We start from the raw sequence: 18992 nt of genomic DNA, 5'->3' as shown, positions 1-18992 counted from the left end.
ACAGATACTCAAATGATGTGATGCAGGACGTATTTATTATTTGTTTTTATCAGCTTTTACATCATCATCGAGGTGCTCACTATTCAGTGCTTCTTCCAGTACCCCTTCGGTTCCCATATATGTACGAGATGAGCAGAACGGTGTCACTGGCACAGATGGCGTTAATATTTCATTATCGGCCACGTCTTGATGTTCATGCGCTAAACCCATTTTCTTCACTTGTTTTAATACCAAGTAAAAACCCAGTAAACCAAAGACAACAGAGCCAACCGCTTGACCGATTAACACCCCGCTCGCACCTGCAAGGTGTCCGCCAATAAGTACAAACGGGATCGTACCTATTGTTGCTTTCCCCATGTTCAATGCCGTTGACCATGTAGGGCGATTAAGGTTATTAAATGCCGCATTGGCAACAAAGAGTGCGCCATTAAAAATAAAGGTCACCGCGATGAAGGTACAGAACACACCAACAATTTCTGCGGCATCTCCCGTTAAACTAAAGATAGCAATGAGCTGGTTTTGCCCTAGCCATAAAACGATAGACACGAAAACGCAATATATCGCCGTAAAGAGCATTGCATCACGTAGAATTTGTTGAATACGATCCCAGCGTTCCGCACCAAAGTTTTGCCCAATGATAGGGCCAACGGCACCTGATAACGAAAAGATTAAAGCAAAGCAAACTGGCATAATACGCCCAATAACGGCATAACCTGCCACAAAGCTCTCGCCAAATTGCGCGATATTACTGGTAACGACCGCATTACCGATAGGCGTCGCAGTATTAGTTAAGATGGCAGGAAACGCAATTTTAGCAATGGTTGGCATCGCCAGTTTAAACTGAGAAAAATCAGGCTTAGCTAATAATTGATGTTTATAAATTACAACATATAACGAGAAAAGGGTCACAGCTAGGCGCGCAATAACTGAAGATATCGCAGCCCCTTGCATCCCCATTGAAAAGCCAAAAATAAATAATGGATCAAGTACTGCATTGACACCACCACCAATCAGCGTTGCCATCATTGAACGACGAGCATCACCCACACCACGCATTGCAGCGCCTGCCGCCATAGATACCGCCATTAACGGTGCGCTTGGCAGTAGAATAACCAGATACTGGCTAGCGGCTTCTGCGACATGTCCTTTTGCACCAATTGCATCAAGTAATAGCGGCAAATTCCACAGCATCGCTGCAACCATTACAATACTAATAAAGACAGCAAACAACATGACATTCGTCGCCATGTTTTTGGCTTGCTCTCGATCATTTTTACCTAAAGCACGCGAGACAAGTGCGCCAGCTGCAATGGATGTCCCTATCGATATAGAGGTAGAAAAGAAGACTAACGTACCAGCAAAACCAATAGCCGCTGCCAGTTCCACTTCACCCAACAGGCTAATGAAAAACATATCTAATAAATCAACCAAAAACAGCGCCATCAAGCCGATTGCACCCGTTCCAGACATCACAACAATGTGACGCATTGGTGAGCCTGTAACAAATTTAGCTTGTTGGTTTTCTGTTATTTCTGTTGATGAGTGCTGTTTCACTAAAACCTCTATACCTTATAAAACGGCTCGAATATCCATATTTACAACCAAAAAAATAAAGGCGCTAATTAGCGCCTCTACATAATCGAATAATACTTAAATATATAGCATTAAAGTGGATGTTTAAAGCTATCCCCTATTTGAGTACTGATAGCGGTAAGTACATCACGACGGGTTATCACACCCAGTAATTGCCCATTATCAACCACGGGATAAATCTTAGGTTTTTGCCCCGTCATAATTTGTGCTAACTCAATAATTGAATCATCACTTGATACCGTTAATACATCATCTCGCATACAATCTTTGACAGTATGAGAGTCTTGGCAGTGATAACCGACTTTCAATAATGTATGGATCATATCTTGTTCAGATAAAAAACCGATAACCTGCTTGTATTCATTGATAACAGGCCCACCAATTTGCTTTGCTGTCAACAACTTGTCTAGCGCTACAGATAATGACATTGATTCACTGAATGTCACTGGGCGGACGTTCATATAATCTTTTACTTTTAATGATTCCATGTATCCCCCAAATTACCTTTGAGTATATTCACCTGACAAGCTTTATGGTTATTGTTGATAGCTAAAAACCTGTCCCTTATTAAAGTTAAGTCTATTTCTTCAAATTTACTAAATTAGAATTTATATTTTTATCAACGGTTAAGGGTATTTGACTCATAATTAATACATTGATACAAAAAAGCGCCTCAAAATTAGAGACGCTTTCACATTAAGCCAATGTTTCTGATTAATGCATCATCAGCATAGACAGCATTGCTAGCGGGATTTTCAAGCCTGAACCAAAGACAAGCTGTGAGCCTTCCACTTTTACAGTTAATTTATAGCTATTTTGATCTTCTGTAATAATCTTCTGTTGCAGTAACTCTGGCACTTTCGCTGCAAGCTGTGGTTCATTAGACACAAAAGCTTTTGGCATTGAGATATTAATGTTACCCACTAATTTGCTTGGTAATGCTGCTAAGTTTTCTGACGCACGTGCTAAGCCCGGTTTAAGCTCAAGTAAAAGAGAGGCATTCACTTTGCCTTGCTCGGTCATCATGCTGAGATCAGATAAATCAACAGTAGCACCTTTAGCGACTAATAAATCTAGAGCAAGCATTGCATCTTGCATCTGCGCTTGTTGCTGCTCTGCTGTTGTAGACTCTTCCATGACAGCTAAACGACTAATCGCTTTATAGTTAAGATCTTTCAATGCCAGTGCAAAATTGAAATCTGTATATTGCTGACCATCAAGGGTCACAATTTTCTTAATTGAAATATTATTCGTATTCGTTACTTGCTGTGTTTCGTCTGTCGGTGTTTTTTCATCTTTCGGCTGACTTAACGCATTTTTCATCATCACACTCATGCCTTCTAACTCAACATGATGCTGATTATCTGCCGATGCGAAATTTGCTTTACCTAAATTGAATGTCTGATCACCAATCCAGAAACTACCCTGCATTTGACCACTACCTTGACCTGCAAAGGTATTCACTTGCATAGTTTCGCCACTATCAGTTTTCACATCTAAAGAGGGTAACGTATAGTTGAAATCACCTGCACCATCCGCATTTGCACTCCCCGTCAACACAAAAGCTTGGCTTTTTACAAATGCGCCAGACTGATTATAATTAATCGGATTAATCGTCATCGTAAAATCGGTATTTCCCGTTAAAGAGGAGTCTGTCACTAAGGTTACCGGTTGAACATTTTTGCCCCAAATACTACTGATCAACGGCGCGACTTGTTTATCAATTTCTAATTCACTGCTCGACTTAACGCCTAAAAATCCGTTTTGAATATGATGCTTAACTAACCACGTGGTGGGTAAGCCTTCTTCTTCAAATGTTGCTTTTAAGCTATCTTTTAATTCAATACGAGAAACTGCATCAGAAGAAAGATAACCGCGTTCAAAACTTTGATTCGTAATGGTCATATAAGGGCTGTGATAATTTTTAATCGCCCCCATATATAAACTTTGACCTATTTGTCCTGTGGCTAATGGCCAACAAAGGATCACGGCAACCGCACCCGCTCCTGCTGCAACGTTCTTCAACAACATATTGAATCCTAATTAATAAATTTAAGTGCAAACATATGACTATATCATCAACTTTTTAAAGGGTTGACGTCAACTAGAACTCACTGATAACGAAAAAAACAGATCATCCTTGCAATGTCTATTTTTGATACTTTTCCTATCAATACCAGAGTATTTTGATATGGTATTAACAGCACAGAATATAATAATGAATAAATAAGGTAATTTAGTCTTATGAAAATAGCTCTATTTAGCTCAAAAAAGTACGACCAAGAATCTTTTTCTAAAGTAAATAAATCCTTTAGCCATGATATTACTTACTTCGATTTCCCGCTGAATCTACAAACAGCGAAAATGAGTGAAGGGTTTGATGCTGTTTGTGCATTTGTTAATGATGATCTTAGTGCGCCAGTCTTAAAGTGTTTAGCCAAGCAAGGGGTTAAAGTCATTGCGATGCGCTGTGCAGGCTACGATCTTGTTGATTTAGAGGAAGCCAAAAAGTTAGGGCTACAAATTGTACGTGTTCCCGCTTATTCACCCGAGTCTATTGCGGAACATACCTTGGGCTTAATGTTGAGCCTTAATCGCCATATTCATCGTGCTTATCAACGCACGCGTGATGCCAATTTTTCGCTTGATGGCCTAACAGGTTATAACTTCCACGGTAAAACCGTTGGTGTTGTAGGTACGGGGAAAATTGGCTTAGCAACGATTCGTATTTTAAAAGGGTTTGGCATGAATATTCTTGCCTTTGACCCATACCCAAATCCTGCTGCGATTGAATTAGGGGTAACTTATACTAGCCTTGATGAAATCTATCGTTTATCGGATGTTATTACTCTGCACTGTCCGATGTCGAAGGAAAACTATCATATGTTAAATCAACACGCCTTTGACAAAATGAAAGATGGCGTAATGATCATTAATACCAGTCGTGGTGGTTTAATTAAATCAAGTGATGCTATTGAAGCGTTAAAATCACAACGTATTGGTGCGTTGGGTGTCGATGTATATGAAAATGAGAAAGATTTATTCTTCCAAGATAAGTCGAATGATGTGATTCAAGATGATGTATTTCGTCGTTTATCATCTTGCCACAACGTACTTTTCACTGGACACCAAGCCTTTTTAACAGAAGAAGCTTTGGGTAATATTGCTGAAACTACGCTGCAAAATCTGTCTGATTTTGATCAAGGTAAAGTATCAGGAAATGAAGTGTTAGATTAATAAATAATGCCGCTAAATATAAAAATTTAGCGGCATTTTTATTTATGAAATTGATTTAAATAAATAATATTTAGATGATCTTAACCAATCTCACTGAATAACCAATCACTAAAAGCTTTTATTTTAGGGGTATTTTGCATGTTATGTCGACACACGACATAATAACTAAAAGGTGAAGGTGCCATCATATCAAAAGGTGTAACTAGCCGTTTTTCCACTAACCTTTCAGCAATAAATGAGTGCCTCCCCATGGCAACACCGATCCCGCATTCAGCCGCTTGTAAAGCCAAATCGGAACGATCAAATGTACATTCCGATTCAGGTAATTGCGTACCGTATTGCTCTGCCCATAGCTGCCATTCATCATTCCGCCCAGCTCTAGCCCACGGCGCAGCATCATGGAGTAATAAACATTCCATTAAACCTTCAGGGTTATCATAAAGATCATTTGTAATAGCATAATCATGGCTACAAACGGGCTGCATCGCTTCATCCATTAATTTACACGAATGCAAACCTTGATATTCCCCTTTACCAAAATAAATCGCGCAATCAAAACTTTCCGTTTGAAAATCAACAAGTTCATTACGGGTTCGCAAATGAATACGTAGCATGGGATAAAGATCTATAAAGGATTTTAAGCGGGGTAATAACCAAGTTTGAGCAAACGTTGGGGGTACAGAAATATTTATATCGCCGCTTAACTCAACATTTTTCAAATCACGTATTTCGTGTGCAATATCGCCAAAGTTCGCAGCTAGCACTTGTTTTAAACGAAATCCCTCATCTGTGAGGATGAGCTTGCGGGGCTGGCGAATAAACAGCTGGACGCCTAATGCTTCTTCAAGGTTTTTAATTTTATGGCTAACTGCACTTTGAGTTAAAAATAGAACTTCAGCAGCACGTGTGAAGCTCATTTGTTCAGCTGCGATAAGAAAACAGTGTAAACCTGAAAGTACAGAACCAGAAAGGTTAGATAGTTGCATAATACCGCCACATTAAAAATCTAGTAGCAAGCATAACAAGAAAATGATCGGGGCTCAGCTATAAATACTACTCCCCGAATAACGTCAATTAATTAGTTGTACTACGGTATTGCTCAAGCAAGCCTGATTTATACTCGTCAGTTAATAACTGCCAGTGACATCCTTTGACAGCACCAGCAAAAATCCATAACAAATTACGATTGACTTCTTCTCCATGGTGTTCGCATACTTTGCGATAAACATTGACTGCACCCAACTCTAAAAAAGTAGATACATCTAATACACCCGTTCGTTTCACCATTCTTTCAAGCGTTAATCGCATATTGGGTAAATCACGTAAACGTTTATTCGCACCAGACTGTTTAAATGCCTTATCTTTACATGAAAACTCAATCGATTTAGCGACCAATTGATTACAAACCTGCGGATCTTTTTCAAAAAGATCTCTTATTTCGTAATAATTAACTGTTGCCGTTTTGCTTTTCTTTATATGTTTAAATTTCGCACAACCTAACTTTATTAACTCAGGATCCAGTTTTTCGCCACCTCGAATATACATAGACGCCGGTGTAACTATCGCAAACATCGCACCGTCTATAAATACTCCAGTTCCACCAAACATGGATCGTTTTTCTTGTTCTCCGAATTTGTTTAAATAATTTAAATAATCTTCCTTTGGTGATGTCACAACTAATTCTCCATAATGTGGTGATAATCAATTATTCCAAACACGTCAAATAACCTAGCCAAACAATAGATTAGATTGTTAATTATTCGACAGAGCAATTGTATGCTCTTAAGCATTGTAGATTAAATAAGCAGCAGCCAAAGATGAGATTACTCGCATATTTTTTGTCGCAAAATAATGTAATCAAACTAGATTTGCAGCATTTATCACGCAAGAATCAATAATGAATTGCATATCTATCATCATTATTATCAGCACCGACTATCTTTAAGGTATTTACAGCAAAAAGAGTATGCTCTGGAGATATGAAAAAAATCCCATTGTTCCCATATGCAAACCACATTCTTCCCGATGGAAGGACGCAACTAAAAATTGCACAAGCTCGTCATATTCGTATGGTGAAAGAAGCCCTTATTTCTAAAAAAGGGTTTGTCATGGCAATGATAGATAACGAACGTGAGCACAGTGAAATTAAAGATGTTCCTGCATTAAGTACGCACGTTAAAATTATTGACTTCAACCGACTCGAAGGCGATTTATTGGGTATTACGGTAGAAGGTATCGATCTTCTAAAAATAGAACAAATTAAGATTGAGGATGATAAGCTTTTGGTTGCTGAATGTATGCCTGTTAGCACTTGGGCTCCCTCTAAAACGACAACGAGTAACCAGTGTTTAGCTCAACGATTAAAGCAACTTTATTCTTCTCAACCAGAAATGGAAAATTTATATCCAACACCATTGTTTGATGATATGACGTGGGTCTGTCAACGCTGGTTAGAAGTTCTACCAATAGAAGTAAAATATAAGCAAATGCTGATTCATCAAAAAACGCCTAATCTGGCCATTCGTTTTTTAATAAAGTTACTTCAAGATAAAAATTTAAACCATTAGTGGGATTAATATCAGTTCTTTATTAATTTATAACCTACTCACTTCAAATAAATTACGTGATAAACTACTCGATAAGGCTATGAAACGATAGAATTTGATTATTACTTTATAAGATTAGTTTTACATGTCGCATTTATCTTTTTTTTGGTTAAAACATAGCCGTGATCATCAAATAAAAGCGTTGGAATCTGAGTTTTGTAACTTAGTAAAACAATCTGCGCAGCAAAATAAGCTGGAGCTTCCTCCAATCCCTGATGTGCTAATGAAGCTACATCAGTTATGTAATGATGATGAAAGCACCATTCATGACGTGGCTGATTTACTACTTGATGATCCCGTTTTAACCGCTACCATTATTCGAACATCTAATACGGTATTATTTAACCGCCGTAATGTTGTCTGTAACGATCTTCTTACTGCGGTCTCTCGCCTTGGATTGTTACGGGTCCGTGATATCGCCACCGCTCAAGCAGTTGCCGAATTACGAAAAGTAAAAACTGAAAACTTCGCGTGTAATCAACTGCTCAGCCAAAGTGCGATTCGCTCACGCCAATTTGCAGGTACGATGGCTCTGATTTGTCAAAGCTTGATAAAGCACAGTGACACCCCCTTAAAAATAGAACCAGAAAAAGCGTTATTAACAGGCTTGCTCGCTGATATTGGTATCTTTAGTTTAATCTACGAATATCTTAATTATATTGAAAACGATAATTACCTAGATATCGATATTGCCAAATATATTTTCAAAGAAACCTGCATGAAAACAAGTTTGATCGTATTAAAAGAATGGGGATTTGATAATGATTATCTTGAAATCGCCTCTAATAAACGACAGCCTTATGGAGAGAATAACGATACGTTGAGTTATCTTGATATCGCCCGTATGGCACACCATTTATTGTTATTTAAGAATAACGATGATGCTATCGACGAAAATGATGTTGAGCTTGACCTTGTAGGAGCTGAAGTTATGTATGAATTGACTAATTTACCTACTCACGAATTTAATCAACGAGTGAAAAACATCGTTCGTGAAAGTGGATTCTGACCTAATCCCCACCCCCTTCTTTTTTTCTTACTTAAAAAGAAGGGGAAACATCCATCTATAAGCCCCCCACTTGCCTATATACTCCTTCTTTATCGCTGTGTTACATTCACTTTCTGTTAAAAATATAAATAAATGAATTCATTATTGCTGGTTATTTTGTGTTATTGAACCAAATCCTCTAGCAAATAAATTACTCACCCTCTGAATATATTTAAGGACTAATATGTTGTCTGGGATTTTACTTATCTTTTTGCCGCTTATTATTGGCTACCTCATCCCTATTCATAATAAAAAGCACCTCGATTTTATTAATGCTCAAACTAGCCGCTTAGTCTTGGTCATTTTGACATTAATGGGATTAAGCTTAGCTGCGCTAGATAATCTCAGCCAAAACTTAAACCAAATCCTTATCTACACCATGACATTTTTCATCTCAATCAGTGTATGTAACCTTGCTGCACTCCCTTTTTTAGACCGTTTATGGCCAACACAAACGTTTGATGGACACCATCATTTACCGATGGCAAAAATGATGATGGAATCGGTTAAATTGGTTTTTGTTGTTGCAGCAGGGTTGATCGTAGGTCTATTACTCAATGTCGATTTGTCATGGGTTGATCAAGCTAGTGAAGCTATTTTATTACTATTACTGTTTTTTATTGGCATCCAATTACGTAATAGTGGTATGACCTTAAAACAAATAGTGCTCAATAAAAAAGGGATGATTATAGCTGCGGTTATTATTAGCACATCTTTTCTTGGTGGGATCATCGCTGCATTTATTCTCGATATTCCACTTAACCATGGCTTGGCTATGGCATCGGGATTTGGTTGGTATTCTCTCGCGGGTATTTTAATTGGCGACGGTTTAGGAAGTGTATTTGGTGGTGCCGCTTTTCTTAACGAGCTACTACGTGAAATACTTGCGCTAATATTAATCCCACTCCTTATCCATCGTTATCCCAATACAGCTATTGGTTATGCTGGGGCAACTGCTATGGATTTCACCCTCCCCGTCATTCAAAGTACAGGAGGTGTGCGCTGTGTACCTATCGCTATTGTCAGTGGCTTTATTCTTAGCCTGTTAGTCCCCGTTTTCATTTTATTCTTCTTATCACTATAACTGTGATAAAAAAAACCGCAGTTTTCACTGCGGTTTTTATTTATCGCTCTACCACTGTTGTATGATTTTTTTTGTCATGCCAAGGTGGATTAGTAAACGTAAGATATTGCACACCAGCATAGAGGGGATATAATCCTAATGTGGCAATACATAGATAAATCTTATTAAACTCACGCTTTAAATAACGTTGCTTTGTTAGCAGCTCATCATCGCTAGATATCACTTTCACACTTAACAAAGCACGTGATAGTGAAGTGCCGAGTAACCGATAACACAACCAGTGATACCCCATAAAGACACCAATAAATAAAGCCATGATGCCGATAATTAACAGTAACAATACTGGTAGCGCCATCGTATCGTTAAGTGATAACGATACTCCTGCACCATTGGTAATATAACCAACCACTGCAAGGAAGATATCTTTGACGATCATTGCAAACATCTGCACGATAGCCATATCAATCATAAATGTACCGACACGTCTGTATTTCAACGAAAAGCTGCTCATTGCCTAATTACTTACCAAGTTTTGAATTGATTTGAGCTTTAAATCCAGCCGCTTGTGCACCGTAGATAGCTTGGATACCCGTACCACCGACTTTTACTAAACCTTTAGCACCTAAGTTCTCAGTCCAGTATTTATTATCTTTAACAAGCTCACCGTCTTTAACTGTGATACGTAAACGCGTAATACATGCATCAACGTCAACGATGTTATCTTTACCGCCTAGCGCTTCGATCATTTCATCGATTTGGCTGTCATCAGAACCATTCGCTTTTGCTGCTTGGTAATCTTTCTTACGTACAACCGCAACAGCGCTCCCTTTACGACCCGGTGTCTTGATATCAAACTTCAGAATAAACCAGCGGAATAACAAGAAGTATACAGGACCATAAATTAAACCTAGTAGTGGGATGTAGTACCAGTGGTTTTCAGTTCCGGTTAGGCCAGGAAGCATACCAAACAGTGCAAAGTCAATGAAACCACCACTGAACGTCATGCCCACTTTCACATTTAGCAAGTCCATGATCATGAACGATAGACCAGCTAGTGGTACGTGAATAAAGTAGTAAAGCGGCGCAGATAGGAAAAGGAATGTAAATTCAATCGGCTCGGTAATACCCGTTAGGAACGCTGTTAGCGCAACAGAGAACAATAAACCGCCAACCTCTTTCTTATTCTCTTTATCTGCCAATGTATACATCGCGTATGCAGCAGCAGGTAGACCAAACATCATGAATGGGAATTTACCTGTCATGAAGTTAGTTGAAGAGAACTGAGAATAATCACCGTTAGCTAAAGAGCCAAAGAAGATATTTTGTGTCCCTTTATAAACATGACCTGCAATTTCTACAGTACCGCCAATCTCTGTCTGCCATAGTGGAAGGTAGAATACGTGGTGTAGACCAACAGGGATAAGCGCACGTTCAATAATACCGAAGATGAAAGAGGCAATATAACCGTGACCAGATGCAGTCATTTCACCCAGTGTTGCCCCGATAGAACCAAATGCTGCACCGATGTAAGGCCAAATAAATACTAGCGCAATACCGTAGAACAATGCAGAGAATGCACTTACGATAGGAACGAAACGCGCGCCACCGAAGAAACCTAGAAATTCAGGCAGTTTAACGTCATGGTATTTGTTATGCAGAATAACAGTGATACCACCAGCGATCAGACCACCAAATACACCCATACTTAGCGTATTTTGAATGCCTAGTACGTCTGCTAACACACCAGCGTAATGGTTACCCATTAACACAACGGTGTTGTTAGTGGTATCTACCATGCCAGCAACAGAAAGCGTTTTCGCAATTGCAACATTCATTACTAAGTATGAAATTGTTGCTGCTAGTGCTGCTGCACCTTTTTCAGCACGCGCAAAACCAATAGCAATCGCTAATGCGAACATTAATGGTAGGTTTGCAAAAACGATACCGCCCGCTGCAGTCATAACCTGTAAGAAACTATTTAAAAGTGTTCCGTCTTGCAAAATACCAATGTTGTACGCATCAATCATACTTTGGTTGGTAAAGCTACCACCAAGACCAAGCATAATACCAGCAGCTGGTAATAGCGCTATCGGTAGCATTACTGCTTGCGATAGTTTACTAAAGAAGGCTTTCATTACCTTATCTCCTCGATATGGGATCTAAACTTGTATCAAAAATAATTCAGACTTTATTTGTCTTTGTAACCATTATTTTTATTAATTCAATAAGCGTAGTAATGCACACTCACACGAGACAAGCTCAAATTACCGAGGTAATTGATTGTGATAGTGAACATTTAGCTCCTGAGTACTATATTTACCTGAAATAACATAAACACTAACGACATACCCCCGTAGTCATAATGTTAGTATTCATTCCTTGTTATTTCGGCATAAGTATAAATTTCGATAATTAATATAACTTGATGATTGTCATATTTACTAAAAGATAGTGATGAAAGATTCAGAATATATAATGGCGATCACATCAAAATAAATATATTAAAAAGCAGAAACAAGCCAATAACCAATTGATAATAAATAACTTTTAAACCAATTAATCTATTAATGCCAATAGATTAATCTCTAAAAAGTAACTTATGTAACCAATGTAACATTCGTTAAGTAAATAAAACTATTTATCGTTAGCATAAGTTAATATGGGTTGAGTATTTCGCACACCTATTTTAATTAGAATAGCCTAATATGATTATTTATAAATAAAAATGAGATTAAACGACTATTTTCATTAAAAGTAATGTAAATGAGAAAAATACCAGTGTTGTGGATGATTGAGAGGTTCTTGTTTTTGATATACAGTCCACTTTATAGCTAAGCGATTTCACGTGCAGATCTTTATCACAATTTTAAATTAAATGAAATAACACCTAATTATTTCAAAACGGTTAAAAAAAATCCCGTAATTTTCATTACGGGATTATGAGCATTCAACGAATAAGAATAAACTTATTCTTTATGAGCCGCTTTTTCTTCTGGAGTACGATAGTCAAAGAAGAAAATAAGTAGCATTGGCACAATGAATGCCACTGCAATTGATACTGCATATACCCACATTGGGTGGAATACTGGGATGGTTAGTAACGAAGTAAATGCAAACGCCTTAGTTTTAATACCACCGTATTGAGAACCTAGAATTGCAATTGTTAAACCACCAGCTAGACAACCAGGAAGCATACGTGAGTAAACTTTCTTAAATCGTAAGTGTATACCGTATAGTGAAGGCTCCGAAATACCACCGAATAAACCAGCAGCTAACGCACCAGAAGCTGTCTGACGCATGGTTTTATCTTTTTCACGTAATGAAATTAGTAGTACACCCGCTGTTGCACCGAAACATGCAAAGTTCCAAACACCCATAGGACCTTGAATGAAGTCATAACCCAATGTTTGAATATTCATTAGCATCAATGCATTTAGAGGCCAGTGAAGACCAAGAGGTACAAGGAATGGGTACAGTAATGGAATTAGAATCGCGAACACAAATGGTGCATGTGTATTAAGCCAAGCTAAACCAAGACCTAAGTAAGTACCAATCCAAACACCTAGAGGGCCAATTAGGAACGCTGTAAGTGGAATCATGATAATCAAAGATAAGAACGGCACAAATACCATGTGCAAATTATCTGGAACAATCTTCTTCAGGAAGCGATAAACCACAGCTAATACAGCAACCATGATTAGCGGTACAAATACGTTACCAGAATAATCATTAAGCTGCATTGGTAAACCAAACACATGGGCAACATGAGAGACAGTCCCTAAGGTCGTATCTTTAATCGATGTTGTTGATGCAAGTGAGGTTAGTTTTTGGAAATCAGGCGTCATAAGTGCGCCCATGATTGCAGCGCCCAACCAAGGATCAACCTTCAGTTTTTTCGAGGCATTGTAAGCAACCATAATAGGCAAGAAGTAAAATACTGTATGCCACATTGAGTCAACAAAAACCCAACCTGCAGACTTATCACCTCTAAAGTCAACAATATGAAGGGCGTCTAATACTGCACATAGTGCAATAATTAACGACGCACCTAATAAAATACCTAAAATTGGACGGAACGAATCTGAAAGGTATTCAAAAAAACCATCAACCCAAGCAACTTTCCCTCTTACACCACTAGAGCGCATAGAAGCTTTAATATCATCATTTGATGCATTATCAGCTTTCACTTCATTCGTGCTTGCTGTACCACTACCCGTTTGACTTTCCATCAGTTGCTGTAATGCGCTATGCATAGTCGCAACACCACCACCGATAACAATTTGGTAGCGATCACCGCTTTGAGGAATACACCCCATCACATCAGGAATGGCATCTAATGCTGCTTTATCAACAATAGAATTATCATTTAATTCAAAACGTAAGCGAGTTGCGCAGCAAGACAAGAATTTTATATTGCCTGCACCACCAACTCCTTCAAGGATCTTCTCTGCTGAAGACTTATTGCCATTCGACATAATTTTTTTACCCTTTGATATATCCAAATGTATAACTGCAGAATGTCATTGACACCGACAGAGACACCTGTAATAACTCATTAATTTAATTGGTATAATTAGGATTCAATAATAAATGCTGTCTGCTTTAATTAATTTATCTTTAGCATCTTCTAATAATAAACTGATTAAAGCATTCCTTGAAAGCATTACCCCCCATAATCAATATTGCGCGTTTTTACCCATTTTCGCCAGAATATACTTAAATAACATCAAAAATATAGAACATTGATCACATTAATTAAAGAAAAAGCATTAAATTGCTGATAGTAAAGATAAAAATTCACTTTTTATTAAGTTTCAATGACAAATTTAAAACGGGATGGATACAATGCTTTAACCAATAGTCATCATTAAAAGATCTGTGATATTTATCAATCAATAAAATATCCTACTTCTATATATCCATATAAGTACTATTAATTACGTTTCATTCTATGCTGAATATATACTCAGTTACCTTTGTTACTTTTGTAATAATTAAAAGTGACGATTTATATATATTTACTCTCGCCAACACTTCTAACCAAAAAAAAGAGAAGCCAGCGCTTCTCTTTTTTCACGACCAATCTATCAAAGTTATTTCTTCGCTAAAGGAAATAGCGTAAAGAAATTTTCAGTGGTTGCTCGTTCAACCTCTTCAACGGAAACACCTTTTAGCAACGCAATATATTGAGCAACTTCACGTGTATACGCAGGCTGATTTTGCTTACCTCGGTATGGCATTGGCGCAAGGAACGGTGAATCCGTTTCAACTAACAAACGATCCAGTGGCAATTGGCTCACCACATTTTTCAGATCGCTTGCTGTATTAAATGTTACAATCCCTGAAATCGAAATATAAAAACCAAGTTCAATCGCATCTAATGCCATTTCAAGCGATTCAGTGAAACAGTGTAAAACACCGCCACATTTTTGAGCCCCTTCTTCACGAAGAATACGCATTGTATCTTCACGTGCCATACGAGTATGGATAATAAGTGGCTTATTCAATTCAACCGCGACACGAACCTGTTGGCGAAAGATCTCTTGCTGAAGCTCTGCCGTATCAGGCTGGTAATGGTAATCTAACCCCGTTTCACCAATAGCCACAACTCTTTCATGTTGCGCAAAAGCCTTAAACTGTTTGTAGTTATAACCAGACTCAACATCTAAAGGGTGAATACCACAAGAAGCAAAAATATTTTCGTAAGGGGCGATCATTTCCATCATTTTAGGAAAAGCGGCCAACGTTACACCAACAGAAAGAAAGTACTCTACACCTCTTTCTTTGGCTTTATTAAGTACATCATCAATCCCTGTATGTAACTTATCGTAATCAAGTTTGTCGAGATGACAATGTGAATCAACTAACACGGGCGTTCCTCTTTTATCTCTGAATATGACTATAAATACAAATCTCAATACTACGCTTAATCTTGAATAAAACCAGTTAGCCACTCTACAACTAACAGCTCAATATTCAATCCTGTATGCTGCTCTAATTTACGGTATAGCGTATTAATTTTTCTTGATTGCTCAAGTAACAAAGCCCCCGAAACCTGTGTAGCAACCTGTTGTACTGCCACTAAAGATTCGTTGTGCACAAAACTATTGCTTACACCTTGCTGATACTTAATACAGTCGACTAAAAAATAGCTTAGCCATTTTAATGTAACAATACCGTCTGCAGTACACATCGCGGTAACATCATAGATACCAATATTTGGTGGCTGTAAAAACTCGGCAAAAGCTTTGATCAAATTAGCATGACGAATATTCATACCACTTTCAACAAACGCTAACGTTGACAATGGCGCCCCACTATTAAGGCGAATAGATTCAACGTTAATCGATTGCATTAATTTATGCTCAACCCACTGCTTTACATTTGACTCAGCAGGTATTGGCAAACGCCATTTATTACAACGACTAACAATAGTCGGTAATAAACTATCTAAACTTTGCGCCGTTAGAATAAACTGACAACCTTGCGGTGGCTCTTCAAGCGTTTTTAAAATCGCATTCGAGCCCGCTTCTCCCATTGCATCGGCATGTTCAATTAAAATAACACGCTGACCATTTAAGTGAGAGGTTTCCGTTGCCCAGCGGTTACATTGTCGAACCGCATCAACACCGATTTGTTTTCCTTCTTGTTCAGGCTTAATAACATGAAAATCAGGATGGCTGTTAGCTTCAAATAATTTACAGCTATGGCAAACATCACATGGTTCTGTTTCATTGTTTTGACATAAAACGGTTTTAGCTAACTGGCGCGCGAGGACATCACGGCCACTGCCTTTTACCGCCAACAACAAAATGGCATGATGAAGCCGCTTTTGCTCTAACAACTGTTGCCAATTCTGCCATAACGATTCTTGCCACGGATACAACATGTTATTGCTGCTCCAACCATGCATTCAGCGCAGACTGTAGATCTTCAGTCACTTTTTCTAAACGCTGACTTGCATCGATAATAATGACGTTTGGTTGATTCTCTGATAATTCAAGAAAACGCGCACGCGCACGATGGAAGAAATCGACATTCATTTGTTCGATACGATCTAGCGCACCACGACCACGGGCACGTTGTAACCCCAGTTCAGGCTCGATATCCATATAAATCGTCAAATCAGGACGAAAATCACCCAATACCGTATCACGTAGATTTTCCATTAATGCTTTATCAAAACCACGTCCGCCACCTTGGTATGCTTGGGATGACATATCATGACGGTCGCCAACAACCCACTGACCTTGGTTCAATGCAGGTTTAATCACGTTATCAACCAATTGAATACGTGCCGCATAAAGCAGTAATAATTCAGCCATATCGGTTAATGGCTCATCAGGATGCCCTTCTTTAACCAGTGCCCGCATTTGCTCTGCTAAAGGTGTACCACCAGGCTCTCGCGTTGATGCTGGATCATGAATACCATGCTGTGCCAAGGTCGCGATAACTTGCTTAATCGCAGTACTTTTACCGGCCCCTTCAAGACCTTCGATGACAATAAATTTACCGATCATTGTGACTGTTTTCTTAATGTTTTCAGGTATGCACGAACCGCACGGTTGTGCTCAACCAAAGTTGTAGAGAATTTGTGCCCGCCTTTACCATCGGCCACGAAATAATAGTAATTGCTCTTATCAGGATTAACGGCTGCTAATACTGATGCTTTACTTGGCATTGCTATCGGTGTTGGTGGTAAACCTTTCATGGTATAGGTGTTATAAGGCGTTGGGGTTCTAAGATCTTTTTTACTAATATTGCCTTTATATTTATCACCCATGCCATAAATAACGGTTGGGTCGGTTTGTAAAGGCATCCCTTTGCGCAAACGATTCATAAAGACAGACGCAACCAAACCTCGTTCTGCTGGCACAGCGGTTTCTTTTTCAATAATAGAAGCCATGATCAATACTTGATAAGGATCTTTTAAAGGCAGATCTTTCTCACGTCGCTCCCACGCAGTGGCTAACTCTTTATTCATCGCTAGATAAGCACGTTTCAGTACTGCAATATCGGTAGTACCCGCAGTGTAATGATACGTATCAGGCAGTAAATAACCTTCAATTTTAACGTTATCAATGCCGATCGCTTTCGCAATTTGTGGCTCTGTCATGCCATCAGTAATATGCTTTAATTCAGGCGCAGCTTGGATTTTTTTTAACCATTCACTAAAACGCTCACCTTCAACCAAGGTGATTGAATATTGAAACTCCTTGCCAGAAGCAATCAATGCCAAGACTTCTTGCAATGTTTTATGTGGCTCTAGACCGTAAGTTCCTGCCTTAATATCCGTTAAAGAGGGATCTAACTTTCCCACCCAGCGCGTCCATTGTGATGCCTTGATCACTTTATCTTGTACAAGCTGATTGATTAACCCTCTAAACGATGTCCCTGGTTTAACTGTTATCATTACCTGCTCAGTATTAATAACGGGCAGATTTAGCTCGTTCTTCACTTGAGTATACGCCCAACCAGCAGCACCTGCCGCTAGGGCAGCAAGAATGAAAACAATAAGAATCAACTTCTTTAACACGTATATAGCCTCTTTTGTAATACGTCGAGTAGTGACTGTTGTTGATAATAGGTAGAGTCAATCGCCATTATTGGCACTAACTCCATTAACGCATTGGTTATAAATACTTCATCAGCACAAAGCAAATCTGCCAGAGAATAATCACCTAATTCTAACGTATATGGCAACGTTGAAAGCAATGTAATGACATGTCGACGCATGACACCTTCAACTCCAGATCCTATTAATTCTGGCGTATAAACAACACGCCCTTTACGCCAGAAGATATTAGATGCTGTTGTTTCAATAACATGATCATTGGTATTGAGCACCACAGCATCCAACCATTGTTTATGTTCGACTTCTTGTTTTAAGAGTACCTGTTCTAATCGATTTAAGTGCTTCATCCCCGCAAGCATTGGACTGTAACCCAGTTGCTGCTGACAAACCCCCAGTATGATGCCATCTTTCTGCCATTGCTTATAATGGGTAGGCCAATTGAAAGCACTAAAAATAACTGTCGTGTCATCGCAGCCCGTTGGGCTATACCCCCTACCGCCGCCACCTCGGCTGATTAATATTTTTATCCCACCACGATCAGTGAAAGATTGAGCGAGTTTTTTAGCCTGTAGAAAGACTTGATCCCAATCAGGTTCATTAATCGCTAACCTGCGCAACGTTTGTTGTAATCGTTCAAGATGAAACCGCCATAACAACAGCTTTCCCTGTTTAACGCCTATTGTCGAAAAACAGCCATCTCCATATTGTATAGCACGATCCGTTATTGCTAACTCTCGTTGTTTCTGACTGTTAATAAACGCCATCGATTATCCTTTTTATGATAAAAAACAGCCCAATACCTACAAAGATATCGGGCTGCTAATCATATCAGGTTATCAAGCGATTTTC

Annotated in this window: 17 protein-coding genes; 4 read left to right on the top strand and 13 right to left on the bottom strand. The window is 38.7% G+C overall.

Annotated elements, in window-relative coordinates; all coding sequences use genetic code 11:
- Positions 1-36: 36 nt before the first annotated feature.
- The 3 genes from C9J40_RS04660 to C9J40_RS04650 form a co-directional block, all read right to left on the bottom strand.
- On the bottom strand, positions 37-1554 hold the full coding sequence (locus C9J40_RS04660) for an MATE family efflux transporter (RefSeq protein WP_107245939.1): 1518 nt from the start codon (positions 1552-1554) through the stop codon (positions 37-39).
- 110 nt (positions 1555-1664) lie between these two features.
- A complete protein-coding gene (locus C9J40_RS04655) occupies positions 1665-2081 on the bottom strand; it encodes a CBS domain-containing protein (RefSeq protein WP_105059872.1) in 417 nt (138 codons plus the stop codon).
- A 226-nt stretch (positions 2082-2307) separates the two neighbouring features.
- Positions 2308-3624 (bottom strand): DUF945 family protein, encoded by a 1317-nt coding sequence (locus C9J40_RS04650; protein WP_107245938.1) that lies wholly within the window; start codon positions 3622-3624, stop codon positions 2308-2310.
- A 213-nt stretch (positions 3625-3837) separates the two neighbouring features.
- Between C9J40_RS04650 and C9J40_RS04645 the strand changes: the two genes are divergently transcribed.
- The gene (locus C9J40_RS04645; RefSeq protein ID WP_107206215.1) at positions 3838-4830 is read left to right on the top strand and encodes a 2-hydroxyacid dehydrogenase; all 993 of its coding nucleotides are present in this window, start codon (positions 3838-3840) and stop codon (positions 4828-4830) included.
- 80 nt (positions 4831-4910) lie between these two features.
- On the opposite strand, the gene dsdC is transcribed toward C9J40_RS04645, so the two are convergent.
- Together dsdC and C9J40_RS04635 are read right to left on the bottom strand one after the other, a co-directional pair.
- On the bottom strand, positions 4911-5816 hold the full coding sequence (gene dsdC, locus C9J40_RS04640; protein ID WP_107245936.1) for a DNA-binding transcriptional regulator DsdC: 906 nt from the start codon (positions 5814-5816) through the stop codon (positions 4911-4913).
- A gap of 88 nt (positions 5817-5904) precedes the next feature.
- Positions 5905-6504, bottom strand: coding sequence for a TfoX/Sxy family DNA transformation protein (locus C9J40_RS04635; RefSeq protein WP_107206213.1), 600 nt, complete (start codon positions 6502-6504; stop codon positions 5905-5907).
- Between the two features lie 305 nt (positions 6505-6809).
- Between C9J40_RS04635 and C9J40_RS04630 the strand changes: the two genes are divergently transcribed.
- The 3 genes from C9J40_RS04630 (at position 6810) to C9J40_RS04620 (ending at position 9568) form a co-directional block, all read left to right on the top strand.
- Positions 6810-7397: an LON peptidase substrate-binding domain-containing protein gene (locus C9J40_RS04630; RefSeq protein ID WP_107245934.1), complete on the top strand. Its 588-nt coding sequence runs from the start codon at positions 6810-6812 to the stop codon at positions 7395-7397.
- Between the two features lie 124 nt (positions 7398-7521).
- Positions 7522-8445 carry an HDOD domain-containing protein gene (locus C9J40_RS04625; protein ID WP_107206211.1) on the top strand — a complete coding sequence of 308 codons (924 nt, stop codon included), beginning with the start codon at positions 7522-7524 and terminating at the stop codon, positions 8443-8445.
- A gap of 223 nt (positions 8446-8668) precedes the next feature.
- Positions 8669-9568 carry a lysine exporter LysO family protein gene (locus C9J40_RS04620; protein WP_107245933.1) on the top strand — a complete coding sequence of 300 codons (900 nt, stop codon included), beginning with the start codon at positions 8669-8671 and terminating at the stop codon, positions 9566-9568.
- 40 nt (positions 9569-9608) lie between these two features.
- Here the strand turns inward: C9J40_RS04620 and C9J40_RS04615 are convergent, their stop codons facing one another.
- The 8 genes from C9J40_RS04615 to pabC form a co-directional block, all read right to left on the bottom strand.
- The gene (locus tag C9J40_RS04615) at positions 9609-10064 is read right to left on the bottom strand and encodes an RDD family protein (RefSeq protein WP_233220296.1); all 456 of its coding nucleotides are present in this window, start codon (positions 10062-10064) and stop codon (positions 9609-9611) included.
- Between the two features lie 22 nt (positions 10065-10086).
- Complete coding sequence (locus C9J40_RS04610; protein ID WP_107245929.1) at positions 10087-11703, bottom strand: PTS transporter subunit EIIC; 1617 nt, start codon at positions 11701-11703, stop codon at positions 10087-10089.
- An 831-nt stretch (positions 11704-12534) separates the two neighbouring features.
- Positions 12535-14043, bottom strand: a complete 1509-nt coding sequence (locus C9J40_RS04605) for a PTS transporter subunit EIIC (protein ID WP_107206207.1) — start codon at positions 14041-14043, stop codon at positions 12535-12537.
- 618 nt (positions 14044-14661) lie between these two features.
- Positions 14662-15438 (bottom strand): TatD family hydrolase, encoded by a 777-nt coding sequence (locus C9J40_RS04600; protein ID WP_107245927.1) that lies wholly within the window; start codon positions 15436-15438, stop codon positions 14662-14664.
- Positions 15439-15494: 56 nt separating this feature from the next.
- The gene (gene holB / locus C9J40_RS04595) at positions 15495-16457 is read right to left on the bottom strand and encodes a DNA polymerase III subunit delta' (RefSeq protein WP_107206205.1); all 963 of its coding nucleotides are present in this window, start codon (positions 16455-16457) and stop codon (positions 15495-15497) included.
- 1 nt (position 16458) lies between these two features.
- The gene (gene tmk / locus C9J40_RS04590; RefSeq protein WP_107245926.1) at positions 16459-17088 is read right to left on the bottom strand and encodes a dTMP kinase; all 630 of its coding nucleotides are present in this window, start codon (positions 17086-17088) and stop codon (positions 16459-16461) included.
- Positions 17085-18104 (bottom strand): endolytic transglycosylase MltG, encoded by a 1020-nt coding sequence (mltG, locus tag C9J40_RS04585; RefSeq protein WP_107245924.1) that lies wholly within the window; start codon positions 18102-18104, stop codon positions 17085-17087. The genes tmk and mltG overlap by 4 nt, the downstream gene beginning before the upstream one ends.
- On the bottom strand, positions 18098-18907 hold the full coding sequence (pabC, locus tag C9J40_RS04580) for an aminodeoxychorismate lyase (protein WP_107206202.1): 810 nt from the start codon (positions 18905-18907) through the stop codon (positions 18098-18100). The genes mltG and pabC overlap by 7 nt, the downstream gene beginning before the upstream one ends.
- Positions 18908-18992 lie beyond the last annotated feature (85 nt).

Origin of the sequence: Photobacterium sp. GB-72 (genome assembly GCF_003026095.1) — a bacterium.
GTDB lineage: Bacteria > Pseudomonadota > Gammaproteobacteria > Enterobacterales > Vibrionaceae > Photobacterium.
Note: the sequence above shows the minus strand (reverse complement) of the source record. Positions and strands in the feature narration are given on the sequence as shown.

Excerpts from the sequence above, each read along its gene's own strand:
- C9J40_RS04655 (WP_105059872.1), bottom strand. The coding sequence starts at position 2,081 with ATGGAATCATTAAAAGTAAAAGATTATATGAACGTCCGCCCAGTGACA.
- C9J40_RS04650 (WP_107245938.1), bottom strand. The coding sequence starts at position 3,624 with ATGTTGTTGAAGAACGTTGCAGCAGGAGCGGGTGCGGTTGCCGTGATC.
- C9J40_RS04645 (WP_107206215.1), top strand. The coding sequence starts at position 3,838 with ATGAAAATAGCTCTATTTAGCTCAAAAAAGTACGACCAAGAATCTTTT.
- dsdC (WP_107245936.1), bottom strand. The coding sequence starts at position 5,816 with ATGCAACTATCTAACCTTTCTGGTTCTGTACTTTCAGGTTTACACTGT.
- C9J40_RS04630 (WP_107245934.1), top strand. The coding sequence starts at position 6,810 with ATGAAAAAAATCCCATTGTTCCCATATGCAAACCACATTCTTCCCGAT.
- C9J40_RS04625 (WP_107206211.1), top strand. The coding sequence starts at position 7,522 with ATGTCGCATTTATCTTTTTTTTGGTTAAAACATAGCCGTGATCATCAA.
- C9J40_RS04620 (WP_107245933.1), top strand. The coding sequence starts at position 8,669 with ATGTTGTCTGGGATTTTACTTATCTTTTTGCCGCTTATTATTGGCTAC.
- C9J40_RS04610 (WP_107245929.1), bottom strand. The coding sequence starts at position 11,703 with ATGAAAGCCTTCTTTAGTAAACTATCGCAAGCAGTAATGCTACCGATA.
- C9J40_RS04605 (WP_107206207.1), bottom strand. The coding sequence starts at position 14,043 with ATGTCGAATGGCAATAAGTCTTCAGCAGAGAAGATCCTTGAAGGAGTT.
- holB (WP_107206205.1), bottom strand. The coding sequence starts at position 16,457 with ATGTTGTATCCGTGGCAAGAATCGTTATGGCAGAATTGGCAACAGTTG.
- tmk (WP_107245926.1), bottom strand. The coding sequence starts at position 17,088 with ATGATCGGTAAATTTATTGTCATCGAAGGTCTTGAAGGGGCCGGTAAA.
- pabC (WP_107206202.1), bottom strand. The coding sequence starts at position 18,907 with ATGGCGTTTATTAACAGTCAGAAACAACGAGAGTTAGCAATAACGGAT.